At 33.0% G+C, this 22,321-nt stretch carries 18 protein-coding genes, 2 tRNA genes and 1 pseudogene; 8 read left to right on the forward strand and 13 right to left on the reverse strand.

Going from position 1 to position 22,321, the window contains the following annotated elements:
• Positions 1–2: 2 nt before the first annotated feature.
• From H5J24_RS19800 to H5J24_RS25725, 6 genes are all read right to left on the reverse strand, one after another.
• Entirely contained in the window at positions 3–2,210 is a 2,208-nt protein-coding gene (locus H5J24_RS19800; RefSeq protein ID WP_068938951.1) for a lantibiotic dehydratase family protein, read from the reverse strand.
• A complete protein-coding gene (locus H5J24_RS19805) occupies positions 2,211–2,930 on the reverse strand; it encodes a prolyl oligopeptidase family serine peptidase (RefSeq protein ID WP_346730005.1) in 720 nt (239 codons plus the stop codon).
• Positions 2,855–4,393 (reverse strand): prolyl oligopeptidase family protein, encoded by a 1,539-nt coding sequence (locus tag H5J24_RS19810; RefSeq protein ID WP_232815803.1) that lies wholly within the window; start codon positions 4,391–4,393, stop codon positions 2,855–2,857. The genes H5J24_RS19805 and H5J24_RS19810 overlap by 76 nt, the downstream gene beginning before the upstream one ends.
• A gap of 116 nt (positions 4,394–4,509) precedes the next feature.
• Entirely contained in the window at positions 4,510–6,189 is a 1,680-nt protein-coding gene (locus H5J24_RS25715; protein ID WP_346729927.1) for a prolyl oligopeptidase family serine peptidase, read from the reverse strand.
• Positions 6,190–6,302: 113 nt separating this feature from the next.
• A complete protein-coding gene (locus tag H5J24_RS25720) occupies positions 6,303–6,674 on the reverse strand; it encodes a hypothetical protein (protein WP_283250734.1) in 372 nt (123 codons plus the stop codon).
• The gene (locus tag H5J24_RS25725) at positions 6,671–6,793 is read right to left on the reverse strand and encodes a hypothetical protein (RefSeq protein ID WP_262495828.1); all 123 of its coding nucleotides are present in this window, start codon (positions 6,791–6,793) and stop codon (positions 6,671–6,673) included. Before H5J24_RS25725 ends, H5J24_RS25720 begins: the two co-directional genes overlap by 4 nt.
• A gap of 261 nt (positions 6,794–7,054) precedes the next feature.
• On the opposite strand from H5J24_RS25725, the gene H5J24_RS19825 reads away from it, so the two are divergent.
• The 7 genes from H5J24_RS19825 to H5J24_RS19850 all read left to right on the forward strand — a co-directional run bounded on the left by H5J24_RS19825 (position 7,055) and on the right by H5J24_RS19850 (position 15,322).
• Positions 7,055–8,809, forward strand: a complete 1,755-nt coding sequence (locus tag H5J24_RS19825; RefSeq protein WP_068938944.1) for a helix-turn-helix domain-containing protein — start codon at positions 7,055–7,057, stop codon at positions 8,807–8,809.
• Between the two features lie 861 nt (positions 8,810–9,670).
• Positions 9,671–10,672, forward strand: coding sequence for a vitamin K epoxide reductase family protein (locus H5J24_RS19830; RefSeq protein WP_232815804.1), 1,002 nt, complete (start codon positions 9,671–9,673; stop codon positions 10,670–10,672).
• A 41-nt stretch (positions 10,673–10,713) separates the two neighbouring features.
• The gene (locus H5J24_RS19835) at positions 10,714–11,178 is read left to right on the forward strand and encodes a thioredoxin domain-containing protein (RefSeq protein WP_232815805.1); all 465 of its coding nucleotides are present in this window, start codon (positions 10,714–10,716) and stop codon (positions 11,176–11,178) included.
• A 94-nt stretch (positions 11,179–11,272) separates the two neighbouring features.
• Positions 11,273–11,437 (forward strand): bacteriocin-like protein, encoded by a 165-nt coding sequence (locus tag H5J24_RS19840; RefSeq protein ID WP_167386943.1) that lies wholly within the window; start codon positions 11,273–11,275, stop codon positions 11,435–11,437.
• Between the two features lie 82 nt (positions 11,438–11,519).
• Positions 11,520–13,712: a peptidase domain-containing ABC transporter gene (locus tag H5J24_RS19845; protein ID WP_068938940.1), complete on the forward strand. Its 2,193-nt coding sequence runs from the start codon at positions 11,520–11,522 to the stop codon at positions 13,710–13,712.
• Between the two features lie 71 nt (positions 13,713–13,783).
• On the forward strand, positions 13,784–13,978 hold the full coding sequence (locus tag H5J24_RS26255) for a bacteriocin-like protein (protein ID WP_407918883.1): 195 nt from the start codon (positions 13,784–13,786) through the stop codon (positions 13,976–13,978).
• A 45-nt stretch (positions 13,979–14,023) separates the two neighbouring features.
• Positions 14,024–15,322 (forward strand): HlyD family secretion protein, encoded by a 1,299-nt coding sequence (locus tag H5J24_RS19850; protein ID WP_068938989.1) that lies wholly within the window; start codon positions 14,024–14,026, stop codon positions 15,320–15,322.
• Positions 15,323–15,507: 185 nt separating this feature from the next.
• On the opposite strand, the gene H5J24_RS19855 is transcribed toward H5J24_RS19850, so the two are convergent.
• The 7 genes and pseudogenes from H5J24_RS19855 to greA form a co-directional block, all read right to left on the reverse strand.
• Positions 15,508–15,581 (reverse strand) — tRNA-Met (locus tag H5J24_RS19855).
• Between the two features lie 240 nt (positions 15,582–15,821).
• A tRNA-Met gene (locus tag H5J24_RS19860) sits at positions 15,822–15,895 on the reverse strand.
• A gap of 44 nt (positions 15,896–15,939) precedes the next feature.
• Positions 15,940–17,232 (reverse strand): TlpA family protein disulfide reductase, encoded by a 1,293-nt coding sequence (locus tag H5J24_RS19865; protein WP_068938939.1) that lies wholly within the window; start codon positions 17,230–17,232, stop codon positions 15,940–15,942.
• Positions 17,233–17,542: 310 nt separating this feature from the next.
• The gene (locus tag H5J24_RS19870) at positions 17,543–19,507 is read right to left on the reverse strand and encodes a T9SS type A sorting domain-containing protein (RefSeq protein ID WP_082810949.1); all 1,965 of its coding nucleotides are present in this window, start codon (positions 19,505–19,507) and stop codon (positions 17,543–17,545) included.
• Positions 19,508–19,581: 74 nt separating this feature from the next.
• Complete coding sequence (gene clpX / locus H5J24_RS19875) at positions 19,582–20,769, reverse strand: ATP-dependent Clp protease ATP-binding subunit ClpX (protein WP_068938934.1); 1,188 nt, start codon at positions 20,767–20,769, stop codon at positions 19,582–19,584.
• A gap of 66 nt (positions 20,770–20,835) precedes the next feature.
• Positions 20,836–21,224 (reverse strand): annotated as a pseudogene (locus H5J24_RS19880) (HIT family protein).
• A 57-nt stretch (positions 21,225–21,281) separates the two neighbouring features.
• Positions 21,282–21,752 carry a transcription elongation factor GreA gene (greA, locus tag H5J24_RS19885; RefSeq protein WP_068938932.1) on the reverse strand — a complete coding sequence of 157 codons (471 nt, stop codon included), beginning with the start codon at positions 21,750–21,752 and terminating at the stop codon, positions 21,282–21,284.
• 110 nt (positions 21,753–21,862) lie between these two features.
• Between greA and H5J24_RS19890 the strand changes: the two genes are divergently transcribed.
• Complete coding sequence (locus H5J24_RS19890) at positions 21,863–22,321, forward strand: hypothetical protein (RefSeq protein ID WP_068938930.1); 459 nt, start codon at positions 21,863–21,865, stop codon at positions 22,319–22,321.

The following is a 22,321-nucleotide window of genomic DNA, read 5'->3' on the forward strand; positions in this document are numbered from 1 at the left end:
ATTTATTTTAATTGATACATAGGAAAAACAAATTCATGTTTAAAATCTTTATTCTCATTAAACAAAAATTCTTCTACCATGATTGTTTTTTTCTTTTTAACGGTCTGAATAAAAATTACAGCCATATCATAATTTTCAAGATTCAGCGGTAAAGTATTATCTGCTTGTACCCATTGTATCCATGCAGGAATTTTTCTTTTAATTCTCCAATTTTTCAATTCAGATAAAAACTCATCTTTATCTATCATTAACTGCTCCAAAAAAGTAACGTCTTTATCAAAGATCTTCCAGCAAGCTTTTGAAAGGATGATATTTTTATATTCTACTCTTGGGAGAAACCTGTAAATATCCTTCAACCCACCCCAATCAAAACGTAAACTATTTCTTATTTCATGAGAATAAAGATCAGAAAGAAAGTGATACATTGGTAAAGTATTATAAAAGTAGTTGTGAGCATTTGTCAAATAAGGTCTTATTTCTTGATTAAGTCTTTTAGACCGTAAAACAATTCTATTATTTTTCAATGATATATAAAGGTCATCTACAGCTATTTGATTTTCTTCCGCCAAAACAGATTTTGCCATGTAAGGGATTTCGTAATGTCTTATAGTAGGCCTTCTAATCACATTTCCTATCCTTGCTTCTGGCAAATGAATCACTTCTGCTAAAATACAGTCAGGATTCAGAGTTTGTTCTTTCTGTGCAATAGTTCTTGTGAGTTTATGTATCTCAGATTTTTCAGAACAAAATCGCCCTAATAAATTGGCTGCACTACTTGTGGTACTGCCATTTAAGAATAATTTTTCTGTATTTCCTTCTGAAATAATTTCTGTCAAAAAAGAAATTGTATCAGGCAGATCGTCCCATTTTTCGTTTACGCCTTCAAAATCAGAATCTAATAATTCTATCTTATATTGATTCTCTAATAAGGTATCCTGTAGTTTCTCATTAAGAACTTTTTGAACCGGATTAAGTTCAATATTTAGGTTTTTATTTCTTTCAGATTTTGAAAACTCCAAGTCGTCCAAATAAGGATGAATGCCTTTTAAAGAGATATCTTGTTTATAACCAAGGCCAATTTCAGAATCAAGAATATACTGTAATGGAATTTCCTTCCCTTCAAATCGTTCGGTAAAAGCTTTTTTGAATTTCTCTAAACGGATATCTTTTGGGGTTAAAGTTATTTTATTTAAAAAGCTAAAGGCTGTTTTAAGTTCTTTTTTCCAATTGGATGATAAAATCAATTTATCTTTAGAATATAAATCGGTTTGAAATAAATATCTCTGCTCATATTCAATGCCAAAAGATGCAATAAGTTTTTCAATCTCAGCATAGTTTGAAATCGGATTGCCAATATTTTGATCTAATTCATGAAGCTTATTTTGTATAGAAATCAAAATATTGGTCTCACCTACCTGAAACCTTTGTAAAACAGAAATAAGAATACCTAAAAAGTCCCTTCCTGAAACATTAGGCTCAATCTCACTGGTGAGAACTTGATTATCGATCAGTTCTTCTATAAATTCTAATGCTTCCTCCTGGGTGATATCTTCTGTTATAAGAATATCTGTAAGCTCCTGTATAGTTTTTCCAAATTTTGAAAATTTTAATACCGCTTGCAATTCTTCAGAAAGTGAGGCTGACGAAATAACATAATCTCTTTTCCCTCCTGAATATTGATATTCTATATAACGGATTTTTGTTCCTACTTTATAAATAGTATTATTAGGCTGAAACAAAAGCTTAGTTCTTATTTCTGGCTTTTTTATAAAATGTTGAGCCAATGATACAAGAAAATACATATCCAATTTCGTATCCCGAACTAGATAATCTGTAAACAATGGATCTTCAAATGAATCTACTGGTTTAGAGTCTATATTAAACTTTCCTAAACCCACTCCAGAAAATAAGCCGAATGGAGTACAACGAGTACTCATCCGGCTATAATATTTTAATAAAGTATGTTTTAATTTTTGGTGTTCCTTTTGAGAAAATTGCTTTTCCGCATGAAGCCATTTGAGAATTTCTTCATATAAATCAGGTGAGGCAAGGTACAGAGCTTCCAGAAAAACAGAGTCATCAGCTAATCTAATTTTTAATTCCTCATCTGAAATTTCATGTTTATTTACCGTTTCAAAAAATCTTTTACATGAAAATAAAGGAGTACGTACAATATATTCTTCAAAAAATTGATAGGGAAAGCGAGGCATTTATTTTCTTTTTTCTTCTTTAGGTTGATAGTCAGGATGCCCTAATTGCCACAATGCAAACGTAAAAATATCTCCTATATTAGCATATCTCTGAGCTATTGGTACATTACCTGAATGCCCGCCTTCAAAGTCTATTTTCAATAAAATCGGATTATCAGAGGCATTATCTGCTATTAATTTAGCCGCAAACTTCACAGGCATCCATGGTGTTACTCTCTGATCATTCAAGCCTCCTGTTATAAAGGTAGCAGGGTATTTTGTTCCTTTCTTAATATGCTGATAAGCATCCATTTCTAACAACCCTTTAAATTCTTCAGGATCTTTTACAGAACCAAATTCTTTTGGCTGACTATTAACTGCAGCTTCATCCCTAAGCATATTCATTGCTCCTACTTCTGCAATAACTGCTTTAAAAAGATCTGGTCTTTCGGTCATAGCTCTACCTACGGTTATACCTCCTGCACTTGCACCCCAGATAGCAACTTTATCACTGGAAGTATATTTCTCTTTGATCAGATATTCCGTACAGTCAATTAAATCCCTCCATGTATTAGGTTTTGTTGCTTTAAAACCCGCTAACCTCCACTGATCTCCTTTTTCACCTCCGCCTCTTACATGGGCAATAGCAACCATTCCGCCTTGATTTACCCATAATAAGTATGTTTTAGCAAAAAAGGAGTACTTGATATTCCATAGGATCCATAAGAGTCTATTAATAATGGATTTTCTCCATTTTTTATGATGTCTTTGTTATAAATTAAGGAAACTGGAACTTCTTCACCATCTCTTGCTTTTATAGTAATTTCTTTAACTACAATATTGTTAAATTCAGGATATTCAGCAACAGGAATTAGATTTTCCGGTTTGAAAGTATTTGTTTTTAGGTTATAACTAAAACGTTGTTCCTCATTTGCCCAGCCTGAACACGTTACCCATAAATCAGAAGATTTTTCATCTTTGTTCTCTAGTACAATATTTCCGGATGGATAAGGAAGCTGGATCGAAGTATCTTTCCCATCTTTATATAAATACAGTTTAGATTCTACGCCGTTTTTCGTAGTTGTATAATAAATACCATCTTTAGTTACCTGATAACTTTTAAGGATTTCATCTTTCTTTTCAGGTACTAAAACCTCGGGGTTTTTGAAATCGGGATTTTTAATATTGGTTTTGCAAAGCTTAACAAAAGGAGAGTTATAACTTGATTGAAAAAACACATGGTCTTTTCGTACATCTAAGTTTTTTGCCTTATCACTTGGGTCAGATAGAGGTGTCCAGTTATTCTTACCCTGCAGCAAATCTTTTTTCTTAATAATATAGGTCTTTCTATAGGTTTGATAATCTACTATCATTCCAAGGTAATATTCCTGATCCAAATCAAAGTTCAAAATCATAGGAAATTGATCTGCAGTTATATTGAGTTCAGGGTTATTTTTGGCAGAAAAAACGTCACGAGTTTTACCTGGATCTGTACCTATTTGGTATAGGACGGTACTCATATTTCTGTAAAAATTCTTAGATTTAGGGTCAGTTACAGAGAAAGCTACATAGAAAAAGCCATTATTATCATCTGTCCATCTTATCCCATCAAAAGTAGCGGGAGCCGAATTAGTAATAGTTTCGGGATGAATATATTTTGTTTTAACATCCATGATAATTACATCCCCTATTTCATTACCTTTTTCAGACATAGAAATAGCAATTTTACTACCATCCCAACTTGGACTTATATAATTGATAACAAAGGAATGATTAAGTTCTGAGCTCTTGTAAAAAGCAGGATCATAAAGTAATTTTTCCTTCCCAGAAAATCCATCCCGATAATACAGTTTATCTACTTTTTCATCTCCACTTTTCTTTAAATAAAAATATTTATTATTACCTGATATTTTTAAATTAGATACAGAGTATCCTTGCCTTTTATCAATTTCTAGTATTTTCTCTAAATAATAATTCTTTTTAGGAATCAGATCAAGAATAGAATTTGTATAAGCAGTCTGGGATTTCATCCAATTAAGAGTGTTGGAGTCATCTAAATCTTCTAAGTTTCTATACTCATCAATTATCTTCGTGCCAAAGTAATTATCAATAGTGGAGAAAGAAGATGCCAGGTTAGTCTTTTGAGCATTTATAGTAGAAATATAGAAAGCACTAAAAACAACAATAATAATTAATTTTTTCATTCTTTTACCATCTCATAGAAATTGATAATCATTTAAACAAGTATTATACTGATTTGATGATCATCACTAATAGCTAATTTTATTTTATCCTTTCATTTTTTAATAACCTCATTATTTCACTTCATTGGCTTTTGCTGATAATCAGGATGTCCTAGTTGCCAAAAGGCGAAAGCAAAAATATCTGAAAGGTTTGAGTGCGCATGAAGAGCAGTTGTATTAACTCCATGCCCACCTTCATAATCTATCTTAAGTAAAACAGGATTTTTTGATGTATTATTTGCCATTAATTTAGCCGCAAATTTCACAGGTTCCCAGGCAAGTACTCTTGGATCATTTATTCCTCCAGTTATAAATGTTGCAGGATATTGTACTCCTTTACTAATATGATGATAAGCATCCATTTCTAATAGACCTTTAAATTCTTTAGGATCTTTTAAGGTTCCATATTCATCCACATTACTTGCAATACTAAGCACATCCCTTAATGTATTGGTTATTGGCAATTCTAAAATTGCTGCTTTAAATAAATCTGGTCTTTCTGTTATAGCTCTTCCAACTGTAATTCCACCTGCACTTGCTCCCCAAATCCCCACTTTATTTTTTGAGGTATATTTTTCTTTTATTAAATATTCTGTACAGTCTATTAAATCCCCCCATGTGTTAGGTTTTGTTTCTTTATAACCCCCTAAACGCCATTTCTCTCCTTTTTCCCCACCACCTCTTACATGAGCAATAGCCATAACACCTCCTTGATTTACCCATAATAGATAAATACGGGAAAAATATGGACTGTAGGAAGCTCCAAAAGAACCATAGGAATCAATCAATACTGGATTATTACCATTACGTTGTATATTTTTATTATATATAAGGGACAATGGTATTTCTTCCCCATCTCTTGCCTTTACAATTACTTCTTTTACTTCAATATCCTTAAATTCAACATATTCCATAATAGGAGCTATATTTTCAGCAACAAAAGAATTTGTTTTTAGATCATATCTAAAACGCTGTTCCTGGTTTGCCCATCCGGAGCAATTTATCCAGATATCTGAATCATCTTTTCCCTTTGCTTGTAAATTTATATTTCCTGATGGATAGGGTAACTTAATTGAAATATCTTTACCATCTTTATATAGATATAGCTTGGCTTCTACTCCATTCTTGGTTGTTGTGTAATAAATACCATCTTTAGTAAGCCGATATTGGCCTATAACTTCATCCTTCTTTTCAGGAATTAAAATTTCAGGAGTTCTAAAATTTGGTTTTTCAAGATTGGTTTTACAGAGGGTATAATTTTGAGAATTATATTGAGACAAAAAAAACAACTCATTATCAATAAGTTGTAAAGATCTCACTTTATCTTCTTTATTATAAAGAGGTTTCCATGTTTTTTTACCTTGTAATAAATCTTTTTTGGAAATTATAAATGTTTGCCTGTAATAATTATTATCAACCAACATTCCAACATAATACTTATCATTAGAATCTAAGATAATAGGAGATTTTTTTTCATCTATTTTTAATTCAGGATTATTACTAGCTGAAAAAACTTCTCTCAATTCTTTAGGATTGGCTCCAATTTTATATAAAATAGCTTTCGTATTTCTATAAAAATCAGGGGATTTGGAATCATTAACAGGAAAGTATGTATAAAAAAATCCAGAATTATCATCCAGCCACTTTATTCCTCCTATACCTGCAGGAGTCGTACTGGTAATAATTTCAGGATGGATATACTTATCCTTTACATCCATTATAATAACTTCAGCCAATTCTTTTCCTTTTTCAGCCATCGCAATGGCCACTTTGTCTCCAGCTAAGCTTGGACTAATATAATTAATAACAAATTCATGGTTTGTGTCAGAACTTTTGAAATTGGCAGGATTATAAAGAAGTTCTTCTTTTCCTAAAAAGCCCCCCGATAATAAAGTTTAGCAACTTTCTCATCTCCTGTTTTCTTTAAGTAGAAATATTTATCATTATTTGTAATTTTTAAATCAGATACAGAGTATCCTTGCTTCTTATCAAGCTCTAACCTTTTTTCCAAATAATAATCTCTTTTAGGAATTTTATTAAGAATAGAATTGGTATACTCTGTTTGAGATTTCATCCAATTCATTGTTTGAGGATCTTCTAAATCCTCTAAATTCCTATATTCATCTACTATCCGGATTCCAAAATATTCATCCGTTATAGGAACAGATGGAGCTGGATTATTTTTTTGAGCGTTCAAGGAAATATTAAAAACACAAATAATGATAAATATTAATTGCTTCATGGTCTCACAATGATTGTATTTGGAGGAATTTGTGTTGGCGGTTCTTCTCCAGTGTTAAAATTCACCATCTGATTGCCTCCGTTACCACCATTAATTGTTTTCATATCGTTAATTTTCATTATTTGTATTTTTTTCAACGATAATTTTTTTTCTTGTTTGATTATTTTCTTCATAAAATTATACATAAGATTTTAAATACAAATAAAAAGAATATTTTTCAATTTTACACTTAAAATGTACTATAGATTTATAAATCAAAATTATAAAAAACAAAACAAAGTAACTAAATATCAGTATCTTACATTCAAATATATTGATTTTTCAATGATAAGAGACATTAGTAAATAAAAATGTAAATTTGTTTTGTATTTACAAAAATAATGAAATATATAGTCCTAATTATATTATTATTAACCAATAGTTTGGCAAGTGCTCAAAAAAACAAATTTAGTAATTTATATGAATTTACTTATCCGGAACTAAAGAATAAGTTCTATGATTATTATGACCAAAATAAAAATTCTGAGGCCAAACAAATAGCCAGATATTATCTACAAAAGGCTAAAAAAGAAAAAAACACTCTCGAAATAGCAGAAGGCTATGTCCTAATACATTTTTATGAAGATTTTCCAACAGCCATCAAATATCTTGATAGTTTAACGATCATCACAAAAAATATAAAAGGAAATTTATATCCTGCCAGAACCTATTTGAGCAAAGGAAATCTATATTATAAGCATGATAATTTAAAAGCGGCATTGGATAATTATATTTTAGGGCTTAAATACGCAAAAGAGCAGCACGACGAAAAGCAAACAGCCTATGCCAATATGAACATTGCTTATATCAATAGTTACATAGGTAAGAATAAAGAGGCAGCTAAAATATTCAGATATTATCTATACCATGGAGATAGTATCACAGATGATTATCAACACACTCAAATGCGCATAGCCCTTATAAGCTGCTATCTTGAGATTAACAAATTAGACTCTGCTAATTTGTTAATTAAAGAAGGACAAAAGGCTATTCTATCAGGTAAAAATAAATATGACCCTAATCTATATTCTTATTTAGCTGGAACTTACGACCTTAAGTCAAAAGCTTACAATACAGCAATTACCAAACTTTCAAATGCTTATACTTATTTTACCAATAATAATGAAAACATCAATGCTAATTCTGCCCTTTATAATTTAGGAAAGGCTTACCAGGGAATAAAAAATGAGGAAAAGGTTACAGAGACTTACATTAAACTAGATTCCAATGTACAAAAATTCAATATTACGTTTCCTGAACTTCGTGAAGTCTATATATACCTTATAGATTATTATAAAGGAAAAAATAATCAGCAAAAGCAACTTTATTATATTGACCGCTTTCTAGCCGTTGATAAAAAACTCGATGAACAGGTTCAATATTTATCTACAGAATTGCCTAAAAAGTATGATACTCCAAATCTCCTACAGGAAAAAGAAAATATCATCGAGGAATTAAAATTTAGAAAAACAGTGCTTTATATTTCTATGGGCGCACTTCTATTGATACTTCTATTCATTATATATTTATACTATAAATCTAAGAAAAGAGAAAAAGAACAGAGAAAAATTGCACAAGATTTAATCAGTTTGGTTGAAAAGAAAAATATTGAGGAGAAAAAGACAGGTGAAAAACATGAAGTTGATGATATCGAAGTAAATGATATACTTATTCCTGAGCCTATTGGACAAGATGATAAAAATTCAAAAAGCATATCTGAAGAAGTTACTCAGTTTATATTACAGGAATTGAGAATATTTGAATCCAAAGAACTCTTCTTAAAAAAGGGAATTACATTAGCCAACTTAGCAAAAAACATAAAAACCAATACTGCCTATTTATCAGAAATAATCAATACTCATAAAGGAAAAAACTTCGCAAGTTACCTTAATGACCTGCGTATTGATTTTGCTTTAAACAGATTGGTAAATGATAAAAAATTCCGTTCCTACAAATTGTCTGTTATTGCTGAGGAGCTGGGATATAATAATGAGCAGGCATTTTCTTTAGCTTTTAAGAAAAAAACAGGCACTACACTCTCTACATACATTAAAGAGATCGATAGTCTAAAAAATTCTCAAAAAACCCATAACTAACTAAAATACAACATATTGAAATACATATTTTTATAGATCTATAAGCATAGATTTATAAATTTAAAATTCAAAAACTTTTTTAATAATTTGTACTGGTGTATGTTTGCTCCAGGTAAAAACACAAACTATAAAAGTTGACCAATACCTTCCCAAGCCAGGGATATATGGCCAACTAAACTAATACCATCTAAAATAGAATTAACAAGAGTTAGTGATCCTAATCCCACAGATGTGCTAAATAGGAATGTAAACATTAACCATGAAAACTTTTACATAGCATCTGTGGGAAAATGGAATCAATAAAAAGCTTTTATTTGATATTTTTCACAATTCTACGTATATATAATATCAAATTAAAAAGCAATAAAATATTAAAAATCAAACACTTTTGTTTATTTCCTTTATAGCTCTATATGTATAGATTTATAAATTTAAAATCCAAAAGCTTTTTTAATAATTTGTACTGACATAAGTTTGCTCCAGGTAAAAACACAAAATATAAAAGCTACCTTCCCAAACTAGGGACATATGGCCAACTAAACTAATACCATTTAAAATAAAATTAACAAGAGTTAATTATTCTAATCCCACAGATGTGCTAAAATGAATGTAAACATTAACCATGAAAACTTTTACATAACATCTGTGGGAAAATGGAATTAATAACGACTTCTATTTGATATCTTCATTTCAGGCTTATACTATACGTACCAGATAAAAATACTTTTTCGAGCTAAATCCTGTAAAATAAAATATTGAAATTCAAACTATACCTACCAATAGCACATTTTATCTCACTAATAAAAGAAAAATATTTTTGTTAATTTAAAACATCTGTGTATTTTAGATGAAAATATTAATATGATTTTTGATAAACTAATTAACTACTTAAAACTTGATAAACAGGAATTTATTTTCCAGTTTAATTCTCATCCCAATTATCCGTCAGCATTAGCTTTCAGTGATACATTAAACTTTTTGGGAGTAAAAAATGATGCCTACCAGCTTGATAAGGAATATTGGGATGAACTTCCGGAAGAATTCATCGCTATTGTTGATAATGCATTTTCATTGGTAAAGAAATCAGGAAGCAATTATGCTGTCTATTCCGAAAAAGCAAAAACATTAGATAAGGAAGAACTATATAAGAACTCTACTGACTTTGTTCTCCTCTTTGAAAAGACTGAAAATGCTGAAAATAAAACAGCTTTTAATTTCAAACCTGTATTATATGCCATTTTTGCAGTAATTCTTATCTATTCATTTGTATTCCAGGGATTGTTTGAAGCCATCTTTAATCTTCTTTCATTAGCAGGTGTTTATATTTCTCTGGAGATATTCAACCAAAAATTTGGAAATACGTCCACGGTTATAGGAAGTATTTGTGGAGCAGCTCCTGCTACCCAAACAGCTAACTCCTGTGATAGGATTATCAAACAAGATAAAACCAGTATTTTAGGATTAAAGTTTTCTGACTTTTCACTGATTTACTTTACCGGGCTTGCTGTATTAGGCTTATTTTTACCAGCTACAGCTTATATCGTAAAAGGCTTCACTTTCGTATCTGTGCTGGCTATTGGTTATTCTTTATACATTCAGGCATTTGTTGAAAAAACATTTTGTAGAGTTTGTCTGTTAATTATCTCCATCCTGGTTGGGCAGTTAGTCATCAGCGCTTTCTTTTTCCAAAACCTTTCTTTTGGAATTGGGGCACTTTTACTAACGGTAATTTTATGGGCACTTATATTTTCAGCAGTAATGTATTCTAATACCTTGCTTGAACAAAAGAAGAACTTCAAAAATCCAATGCTAAAAACCTTCGATTCAAAAGAAATTATGAACTTTTCAAAAGCCAGTTATTAGAAAAAGATAAAATAGAGTTTCAGGATACTGAGACATTTTCGGTGGGAAAAAAGGATGCAAGACTTCGTATTTCCATAATTTCCAATCCTTATTGTGGTTTCTGTAAAGATGGTCACAAACTGGCAGAAAGTCTTTTAAAAAAATATCCTGATGATGTTTCTTTACAAATGAGATTCAATTATACTCCAGAAAGATCTAATGAAAAGTATAATGCATTGATCTCAGATCTAGCCTATATTTATAACAATAAAACGGAAAAAGAATTCCTGCACGCTGTAGAAGAGTGGTTTGAAACGAGAGATGAAAGCAAAGTCAATATTCTTTCCGGAGGAACTGTTACCTCAGAAAACCTGAATCCATTGATTCAAATGACTGTAGAAAACAGCAATGCAGGCCTTAACTTCACTCCTATCCTTGTGATTAATGGATATCAATTCCCTGAAAAATATGACAGAGAAGACATCGTATTCTTTGTGGATGAATTAATAGAAGACGAAGAAATTTAATCATAGCAGGTGATTCAAAATTCACTATCTTAGGAAAAATAAAAGCGGTATCCGAAAAGCTATAAAAGAGTAGGTAAACCAAAAACTATTTATTATGAAAAACCTAAAAAAACTTTCAAGAGAAGGCCTAAGAATCCTGAAAGGCGGTATTACTGAGGAATGTGCAAGAATTCAGTCTGAAGCAAGTTATTGCGAATCCAAAATCAACCCGCCTAAAGAGGGAGCAATAAATGCATGTAACAAATGGTGCTACTACTAGCCTACCATTTCATTGAATTATAATATTGAATAAAGTAAAAATGTCGTCAGAATATGACGGCATTTTATAATGATTATTAGTTTTGAAGAAATTTCCTTTTTATAAACAACCAGACACTAAAGACTGTGGACCCACATGTCTTAGAATTGTAAGTAAATATTACGGCAAAAGTATATCCCTGCAACAAATCCGGGCCCTTTCTGAAACTACTCGTGAAGGAAGCAGCCTTCTTGGTTTAAGTGATGCTGCTGAGAATCTGGGATTCCGGTCATTGGGAGTTCAGGTCGATTTCAAAACCCTTGTAGAGGAAGTTCCGCTTCCGTGTGTTGTACACTGGAATAAAAACCACTTCGTAGTTGTTTATAAGGTCGATAAAAATAATAAGATATATATTTCTGATCCCAGCTACGGGTTGATTACCTACAATCAGGAGGAATTCATCAAAGCCTGGATCGGAGAAAATGCTAATGAAAACACTGAGGAAGGAATTGCCCTTATCCTGGAAACAACACCAGCATTTTTTCAAACCGAATTTGATAATGAGGAAAGTAAAGCAAGTTTTTCTTTTCTTTCCAAATATCTTTTTAAATACAAATCGCTTGTTCTTCAACTTGCAGTAGGACTTCTTGCAGGAAGTTTACTATCCCTGGTATTCCCTTTTCTTACTCAGAGTATTGTAGATGTTGGGATACAGAATCAGGATATTAACTTCATCTACCTGGTCCTGCTTGCTCAGATTATGTTATTCTTTGGCAGAATGGGTATTGAGACCATTCGAAGCTGGATTCTTCTCCATCTCTCTGCCAGAATCAATATTTCGATTATTTCCGATTTCTTTATCAAACTAATGAAGCTTCCTATCAGTTTCTTTGATACCAGAATGACCGGAGATATCATGCAAAGAATTAACGACCACCATAGAATAGAACAGCTTCTAACAAGTTCTTCATTAAATACTCTGTTTTCCTTGGTCAATCTGATTATCTTCAGTATTGTCCTTCTATTATATGATTACAGGCTTTTCATTGTTTATCTTGTAGGGGCAGTTGCTTATATCGGATGGATTAGTTTTTTCCTGAAAAAGCGAAAAGAGTTGGATTACAAAAGATTTTCCCAGGTTTCTCAGGAACAGAGTAAAGTTATTGAGCTTATCAACGGAATGCAGGAAATTAAAATGCATAATGCTGAAAAGCAGAAAAGATGGGACTGGGAATTTCTCCAGGTAAAATTATTTAAAATCAGAATAAAATCATTGTCTTTGGAGCAATGGCAATCTGTAGGAGGAAACTTCATTAATCAGATGAAAGATATTTTGGTAAGCTTTCTGTCTGCAAAATTAGTATTAAGCGGAAACTTAACTTTAGGGATGATGCTTTCTGTACAATATATCATTGGACAGCTAAACAGCCCTCTTCTTCAGCTTATTGACTTTATTAAACAAACTCAGGATGCCAAAATTTCACTTGAAAGATTGGGTGAAATTCATGATAAAGAAGATGAAGAAAATAAGGACGAGCAATATGCTATGGAAATTCCACAAAGGGATATAGAAGTTACGGATATGTCGTTCAGATACATCGGATCAGATGTTCCGGTTTTTGAAAATCTGAGTCTTACGATTCCTTATCAAAAAACGACAGCCATTGTGGGAGCCAGCGGAAGTGGAAAAACTACCTTATTGAAGCTCCTGATGAAGTTTTATGAACCCGATCAGGGAGATATCAAAATCGGAAATACAGCATTGAAAAACATTTCACCACGATTCTGGAGAGATCATTGCGGAGTAGTAATGCAGGAAGGCTATGTATTCAATGATACCATTGCCAATAACATTGCTGTTGGTGAAGATCACATCGACAAAAAGAAACTAAGACGTGCTGTAGAAATAGCCAATATCAAAGAATTTGTGGAAGGTCTTCCATTAAGTTACAATACAAAGATCGGAAACGAAGGTGTTGGAGTCAGTGGCGGACAAAAGCAAAGACTTTTCATCGCAAGAGCTGTCTATAAATCTCCTGAATATATTTTGTTTGATGAAGCTACCTCCGCACTAGATGCCAATAATGAGAAGGTCATTATGGAAAATCTTGAACAATTCTTTAAAGGCAAAACAGCAGTCGTCATCGCCCACAGACTTTCTACCGTAAAACATGCTGATAAGATTATTGTATTGGACAGAGGAAAAGTAGTAGAAGAAGGCAGTCATGCTGAATTGGTAGACTTGCGCGGTGAGTATTACCGATTGGTGAGAAATCAGCTTGAATTAGGAAATTAACCATAGAGAATCAATATATAGCGGAATCCGAAAAGCTTATAGAGTAGGAAATTATAAAACATCTATTAATTATGAAAAATCTAAAAAAACTTTCAAGAAAAGATTTAGTTTTCGTCAGTGGAGGTGTAATAATTCCAGATGACAATTGCTGTGGATCATGGTGCCTGGGCAGCTGGATGCCATGTCATATGCACCATATTGCATGTCCACCAGATGCAGATACTTCACCACCATCTTGGTATGACGGGACTTGCCCACGTATTTAAACTATCTTCCCCCTGATATTGGGGGAAATTTTACCTCAGAAAACAATGAAAGAAGACGTTTTAGATAATATTGAACTCCGCTCAGAAAGTGTACAGGATATTCTTACCCAGCCGCCCAATTGGATGATCCGCTGGGGAAATACACTTATATTCGTAATCATCCTGCTCATTTTTGTAATGAGTTACATCATAAAATATCCGGAATTTGTACCGGCTCCTATTATAGTAACTTCTCAAAATCCACCGGAAAAGTTAGAAGCAAGAATCAACTCCAAGATTGAGAAGATATTTATTAAAGATCACCAGGAAGTAAAGAAGAATGACGTACTGATGGTGATGTTGTCTGCTGCCAATTATAAAGATGTTATTGCATTAAAAAAACTGGTAGACTCTATGTCCCCTAATCAGCTCAGCTCTTTTCCTGTTGCCCAGACTTCAAGGTTTAAATTAGGAGAACTGCAGGGAGAATATAACAGTTTTGCAAAAGCTTTTCAAGATGAGGAGCTTTTTACAAGATTACAACCCTATGCTCCTGAAAACCTGGCTACCAATCTCAGTCTTTCTGAATCCAGAGCAAGAATTATCACTTTAAAACAGCAAAAAAATCTGGAATCAGCCAAATATGACCTTACCAAAAAGAACTTCCAACGATCTCAGGAGCTATTCAATCAGGGAGTTATCTCTGCGATGGAACTTGAGAATGAAAAAATCAAATATCTTCAGGCTCAGCAGAATCTTGAAAATATCAATATTTCTATTTCGCAGGCTGAAGAGGGAGTTTCCAACCTCAATAAAACTAAAAGCGGAACTGTCATCAATACGGAAAAAGACAAAATCAATTATTCTTCACAAACCTTACAGCTTTTTGAGCAGTTAAGAAAAGCATTAAAACTTTGGGAGCAGAATTACCTTGTTATTTCATCTACAGATGGAGTTGCCAGCTTTCAGCAGTTTTTTGGCGAAAATCAGTTTGTAAAAGCCGGAGAAGCTATTGTATCTATTCTTCCTAAGAATAAAGAAAAATTAGTAGGCAGAATGTCTGTTCCTACCGCTAACTCCGGAAAAATACATCCTGGGGAAAAAGTATTAATCAAACTGGATAACTACCGTTTCCAGGAATATGGAATCGTGGAAGGAAAAGTTCAGAATATATCACTTATTCCTGATGATAAAGGGAATTACTATGTAGATGTGATTTTACCAAAGGGATTAAAAACAAGCTATAATAAAAATCTGAAATTTGATAAAGAGCTTAGAGGAAGTGCTGAAATTGTCACGGAAGATCTAAGACTTATTGAGAGATTCTTCTATCAGATCAGAAAACTATTAGGCTACCAGGCTTAGTAAAAAACTTTACAGCAAATAAAATATGCCGTTTCTTAAATCATGGAAACGGCTTTTTTATTTCCACAAAAATTTACTCTGTATTTTAAGGATCATCCGTAATGGTTAGCAAAAGAATTTTTGAAAAATGAAGACTATTGTATAAAAAGAAAACAGCAATCATTTATTAATGATTGCTGTTTTTGTAGCGAAGACGGGAATTGAACCCGTGACCTCAGGGTTATGAATCCTGCGCTCTAACCAACTGAGCTACCTCGCCGTTTTGGTGGTGCAAATATAGAAAAATATTTTCATCCGTATCCCATAACGAGAATAAAGTTTAAATATCTTTTTAAAGAAGCATAAAGAATAAATATGCTGCCCATTAAAATAAATCTGAAGCCTTTTGATCACATTTTCCAAAGCAAGTGAACAATTATAAGAGAAAATAATTTTGAAAAATGAAGAGCATTGTACAAAAATGAAAACAGCAATCATTAATAAATGATTGCTGTTTTTGTAGCGAAGACGGGAATTGAACCCGTGACCTCAGGGTTATGAATCCTGCGCTCTAACCAACTGAGCTACCTCGCCGTTTTGGTGGTGCAAATATAGAAAAATATTCTTTACCTCCAAAATTATTTTATCATAAAATATTCTAAAACATTTCCAACATGATCTGGTTTATTGATTATCTTATTATTAGCATCTAAAATAAAATATGTTGGAGTGGCATGAACATTATACGTATCTACATAACTACTGTTCCATCCCCTCAATTCTGAATCATTGATCCATGGAAATGCAGCGATCTTTTTAGAATACGCATCTTTATCAACATCTAAAGACAGGGCAATAATCTGAATATTTTTTGCTTTCAAGTCGTTGTATTTCTCCAATAGCTTAGGTAGTTCACTTTCACAGTGTGAACATGTAGATGACCAAAATATAATGACCTTTTTATCAGCCTTCACATCATGAAGTGATTTCACTGTAGTATTCGTTGCCGATTGGAACTTATAATTAGGGAATACAGCTCCCATTTCTATATTAGCATTGGATTTCAACGTAGAAGCCAATCTATCATTAATGGTACATTTAAGATTCTTTGCTAAACCAAGATATTTGGTTTTAAAATCATCCATCTGATACACATCAAAAATATCTATAAGCTCAGATAATACAGTCTGCCCTCTTGGAGTTTCTACCTTTAAGCGGTCTAAAAGCTTATCTACAGAAGCGCCCACATTGACATTGCCTCCAGAGTTTAAATAAGCTACCAATAAAGGTCTCAGCAATGATGAACTTTCAAGCATGTCATTGGACTTATCCAGGAAGTTGATAATTTCATCCTGATCCGCTTTTTTAGCTCCATCTACTGGATTTCCCAGGAACTTGCTGTAATTGGTATTATAATAAGCTATAAATGGATGTTTAGCAGGATCAATAGAAGAGGATATACCGGAAAGCCTGCCAATCTCTGCTTTAAGAGCTTTTCCAAAGTCAGTATTATCCTTATAGTACTCTTTAATCTGAGATAACGCAGGAAGAATAAGTTCTTTCTTTTGGGAACCTTCCTGCTGCTTGCTCATTAACTCATTGGCTTCATCCAGATAAGCAACATCCTTTACTTTATTATTCTGAATATCCAGCTTGATATTTACATTCTTATTTTCAGAAATAAAGCTTATAGTGTTATTGGTTGTGGGAAAGTAAATCTTCATCATCCCCATGTAGTTATTTGGATATTTAAACGTCCAGGTATTATTCTTACTTTGTTCTTTGGTTACAACAATATCCTTTGACCCGTTTAATGTATATAGAATGGCATCTTGCTCTTTAAAATCTGCTGGTGTCTGAACAGTAACTGTAAACTGAGCCTGCAGTGCAAATGCAGCTAAAACCGCAGATAATGTATAAATCTTTTTCATAGAGTAAAAATAAAAAAACTCTCTGATTAATCAGAGAGTTTAATATTATTTTAATAAAATTTTATGCTTTTATAGTCTTATATTTCTTTGTGTAGAAGGCAATGAATACAATAGCTACTACTACAAGTAAATATACATACATATCAATGGGTGATGTAGGTGCACCTGAGCCACCTCCCCCCACTACCTGCCTTCGCTACCGCATCCGGAGCTGGCGCTGGAGGAATACCATTGTTTTCTTCTGCGTAAGCAAATGATACCACAAAAAGCAAAAGAGCGGATACTAGTTTATTTATAGTTTTCATATTATTTATTTTAAGATTTTGGTGTTAACTACTACTCCTTTATCAGAAACCACTTTCACAACATAAGTACTCTTCACTGAACCATCAAGTTCAATCACAAAGTCTTTAGATGCATCCACTGCTTTCTTAGAGATGATAAGTTTACCACTCATATCATAAACTTCAATATCTGCTTTTTTCCAATTTTTATCAAATCTAACAATATAGTTGCTAACCGCAGGGTTATATACAACCACTGTTCTGGAAAGTGATAAGGTATTATCTTCTTTAGTGGCTAATGAACCTCTGTCAGGTGCTCCGTAATATAGTCCATAAGTTTTAGACGTTACAGGAATAATGGCACCTTGTTTTACTTCTTCTACATTACCATTGGCTGATTTATAATAAAAACCTGTTCCGGATGATAATTGATGACTTCCATTAGGAATCATTGAAGTATTTTCTCTTACTTCAAATTTGTAAGAAACAATTTGTTGTGTATGATTAGGCTCATTATAATCAAAGCTATTTAATACAATTTCTTTTCCTAGGAAATCTTTTTCATTAGCCTCATTAATATATAATGAATAGTTGGGAACATAATTAGGATCAATTCCTCCAGTCATTTTTTCTTCATAAGTAACAAAACTGTTATTATCAGAAGCAGCCTGTACTGTCTTGGTTATAGAATTTTGATGTCCCGTGGTAGCATGTGGAGATACAACAAAATAAGTTCTTCCTAACTCATTACCATTAGCATCCAAACCAATTACTCCTAATTGCTTCACAGTTCCTGTACCATTACTAGCTACTTTACTGGCAGCAACGTTATAGTCTGTCCCTTCTACTCTTGCAGTATTACTAAATCTTCTCAGCGTGTTGAAGTTTAGTGTTTGAGGAGTATTATCTCTTAATTTTATAATGAAGGTTCCCATAGGCTTCACCACAAGATTATTGATATCTCCTATTGGCATACGAGTAGCAGGATCAAATGTCATAATCAGAGGATTAGTAAATGAACTTCCTACCCCATTGACATATTGAACGGTACCTGGTGAATATTGAACACCCCAGATATTGGTAATGTTATTTCCATCTGTAACTGTACCTGCTTCTACATATCCAATTTTTGACAAATCAAGATTTGTGAAGAAAGGGTTACCAAATTCATAGATATTCTTTCCATATGTTCCTGCCCAAGAACTGGCAGTAGATTCATATTGATCAAATAAATAAGACTGATACTGTTCTGTATAAGCATTCGTATTAGTACCATTCGGTCCAAAGTCTAAACCATTACCTGCATTAACTAAATTAACAAGAGGCTGATTGGTAAATGCTTTACCCGCAAGGTTATAAACCCCACCAGCACCTGGCGGATTACTAAGGTCAAGGTTGTCATTATTTGACCCTAACATATAATATCCGAAAGGCTGAGTAGCAGTACTCCAAGGAGCTTGGGTTTCGCTCACAACAGTGTTGTTGTTCCACTTTAAGATTTCATTCTTAGACCATCTGGTAGAACTAAAGTTCTTATTAAGCTCCGAAGAAAGGCTGCCTAATAATTTGTCATAGAAAGGTAAAGCAATCTGTTGATAAAAATCTCCAGTACCGTGCTTACCGGTTCTATATTCTTTGTTCACAACACCAGAAACATTGGATTGGGATAATCCATCGATGTACAACTGTCCATATGTAGAAGTTGCGTAGCTGGCAGGAGTATTTAATCTTAAAATGATATTTCCACCGTCAGTTTTATCTGAACCAGTAGCAGTAATCGTTTTAAAAGCATCTCCGGCTGCACCTACAACCATTACATTTCCGTGTACATCCAGAACACCAGTATCTTTTGTCTGTACACCTCCACCACTAAAAACTAGGGTGCCTTCGCTCACATACATATTAGCACCAGTGTCTACATGACATAATATCTGCGCCTGAACAGAATAACTGATTGCTAAAAGACCTATAGCAAATAAACTTTTTCTCATTGTATAAATTATTTGTGTGTTAATACAATCTTCACCCGCAAAGGTATTATTTTTTTCTTTAAAAAAAAAACTTTTTATCTATTAATCAAAATATTATCTTCCGTTAACACAATCTTTTTCTCCTCTCCGATTGAAAACATATAGTCTTCCAAGACTTTTTCTGTAGTTCCTCTCAGACCTCTCGCTCCTAATCCTTTTTCAAGGGTTTCCTCTACAATTTTTTCGATTGCACCGTCTGTAATAACCAAATCCGTGCCATCCATTTTGAAAAGTTCCACAAATTGATTCACAATTGAATTTTTAGGTTCTTTCATAATTCTTACCAAGGTCTCTTTCGTGAGTTTATCGAGGTAAGTGATGATTGGAAATCTTCCTAAAAGTTCGGGAATTAATCCGAAAGAACGTAAATCAATTGCATTAATATTTGTTAATACATATTCATCTTCATCAGTTTTATTGATTTTTTCGGAACTGAAACCAATAGCCTGTTTATTCATTCTTCTTTCGATGATTTCTTTGATCCCGTCAAAAGCTCCTCCGGCAATGAACAGGATATTCTGAGTATTCACCTGAATATATTTTTGGTCAGGATGTTTTCTTCCTCCTTGAGGCGGTACGTTTACAATACTCCCCTCCAACAGTTTCAGTAATCCCTGCTGTACTCCTTCTCCGGATACATCTCTTGTGATACTTGGATTGTCTGATTTTCTTGCAATTTTATCAATTTCATCAATGAAGACAATTCCTTTTTCTGCTTTTTCCACATCGTAATCTGCCACCATTAATAATCTTGAAAGAATACTTTCAACATCTTCCCCTACATATCCTGCTTCCGTTAAAATAGTAGCATCTACAATACAGAAAGGAACATTCAGTTCTCTGGCAATTGTTTTAGCCAGCAAAGTTTTTCCTGTTCCGGTCTCCCCTATCATGATGATATTGGATTTTTCAAGTTCTACTTCTCTATTCTCGTCCTGAGCGTGAAGTAATCTTTTATAATGGTTGTACACCGCAATGGAAAGCTGTTTTTTAGCCTGATCTTGTCCGATTACGTACTGATCGAGAAATACTTTGATCTCTTTTGGCTTTTTAAGATCTTCCATATTATCTGCAGGTGAATGCCCTGATTTCGAAGCACTGTCTTTCACAATAACGTGCGCCTGCTCTATACAATTTTCACAAATAAAACCGTTCTGCCCAGAAATCAGCATCTGTACTTCATTTCTTTTTCTTCCGCAGAAAGAACATTGGTTTGGATTCATATTATAATAATAATGTATATGTTAAAGAAAATCGTAAAAAATTACTTTTTTACGATTTTCTGTTTTTTAAGAATTAATAATTGAGTTTTGAATCTCTGTATATTCTTCGTTCGTTAATTTTAGTCTTTCATTTCTGAAGTTCATGTCTTCCATCTTGTTTAAAGGAATAAGATGAATGTGAGCATGGGGAACTTCAAGTCCTACCACCGCTACTCCTACTCTTACACATGGAATTGCAGTTTTGATCTTCTTGGCCACCTCTTGGGCAAATCCCCAAAGGTTTTTATATTCTTCACTTTCAAGATCAAAAATCAAATCCACTTCTTTTTTGGAACTACTAAAGTATGTCCTTTCACCAAGGGCATTGCGTCGAGGAATGCAATAAAATTTTCGTCCTCAGCAATTTTATAAGAGGGAATTTCGCCATTGATGATTTTTGTGAATATAGTGCTCATTTTTATAAAAGTTAGAGATTAAATACTAGAAGTTTAGAAATGAAAAGAGTGATCAGACTATAGAGAAATGTCCAATACTTCAAAAGAAAGCTTGTTTCCGTTTGGTAAAGTAATTTCAGCTGTTTCACCTTTAACCTTACCAAGTAATCCTTTAGCAATCGGAGTGTTTACAGAAATCTTTCCAGATTTAAGGTCGCTTTCGTTATCCGGCACCAATGTAAATACCTGCTCCTGCTTCGTTGCATTATTCTTAAGTTTCACTGTAGTTAAGATAGAAACTTTTGAAGTATCTAATTGGCTTTCGTCTATAATTTTAGAAGTTGAGATAACATCTTTCAGCTTAGAAATTCTCATTTCAAGCATCCCCTGAGCCTCTTTAGCCGCATCATATTCTGCATTTTCAGACAAATCTCCTTTGTCTCTAGCTTCTGCGATCTGCTGAGTAATTTTTGGTCTTTCCACAGTTTCCAACTGTTCCAGCTCAGCTTTCATTTTCTCAAGGCCCTCCTTTGTTACATAGCTTGCCATAATTTTCAAAATTTAGTTTTAGTATAAAAAAATAATCCGACATTTGCCGGACAATGTTTTACGTGTTATAATCGTTTAATTTTTACAAATATATAAAAATTTAAATTGAAATGAAAAAAACTTTTTCGATATTATCTATTTTCATTTTATTGATTTTCAGTAATTTATCTATAAAATCATGTGGAAGCAGGGAAGATACAGTGAGCTGCTTTCCAAACAACCCAATCAATGTTACTTTGAATTTGAACCTTCCTGCATATAACGCTTTAAATTATGATGATGGCTGGATCTACGTCAATGAACAGCAATCAGGCACCAGGGGATTAATTATTGTTCGTGTTGGAAATACCTTCAAGATTTATGATCGGAATGCTCCTCACTTATGCCCTGATAATGGCACTACTCTTGAGGTAAAAGATAATATTGCTATTCTATGTCCAAAAGATGGAACCAAATGGATCCTAAGAACTGGGCAGCCGCTAGATGGAGCCAAAACCTCTCTTCCTCCTAAGACATATACAGCTTATAATTATGACCCTGCAAGCAAAACTTTAAATATTTACTATTAG

Source organism: Chryseobacterium capnotolerans (assembly GCF_021278965.1).
GTDB lineage: Bacteria > Bacteroidota > Bacteroidia > Flavobacteriales > Weeksellaceae > Chryseobacterium > Chryseobacterium capnotolerans.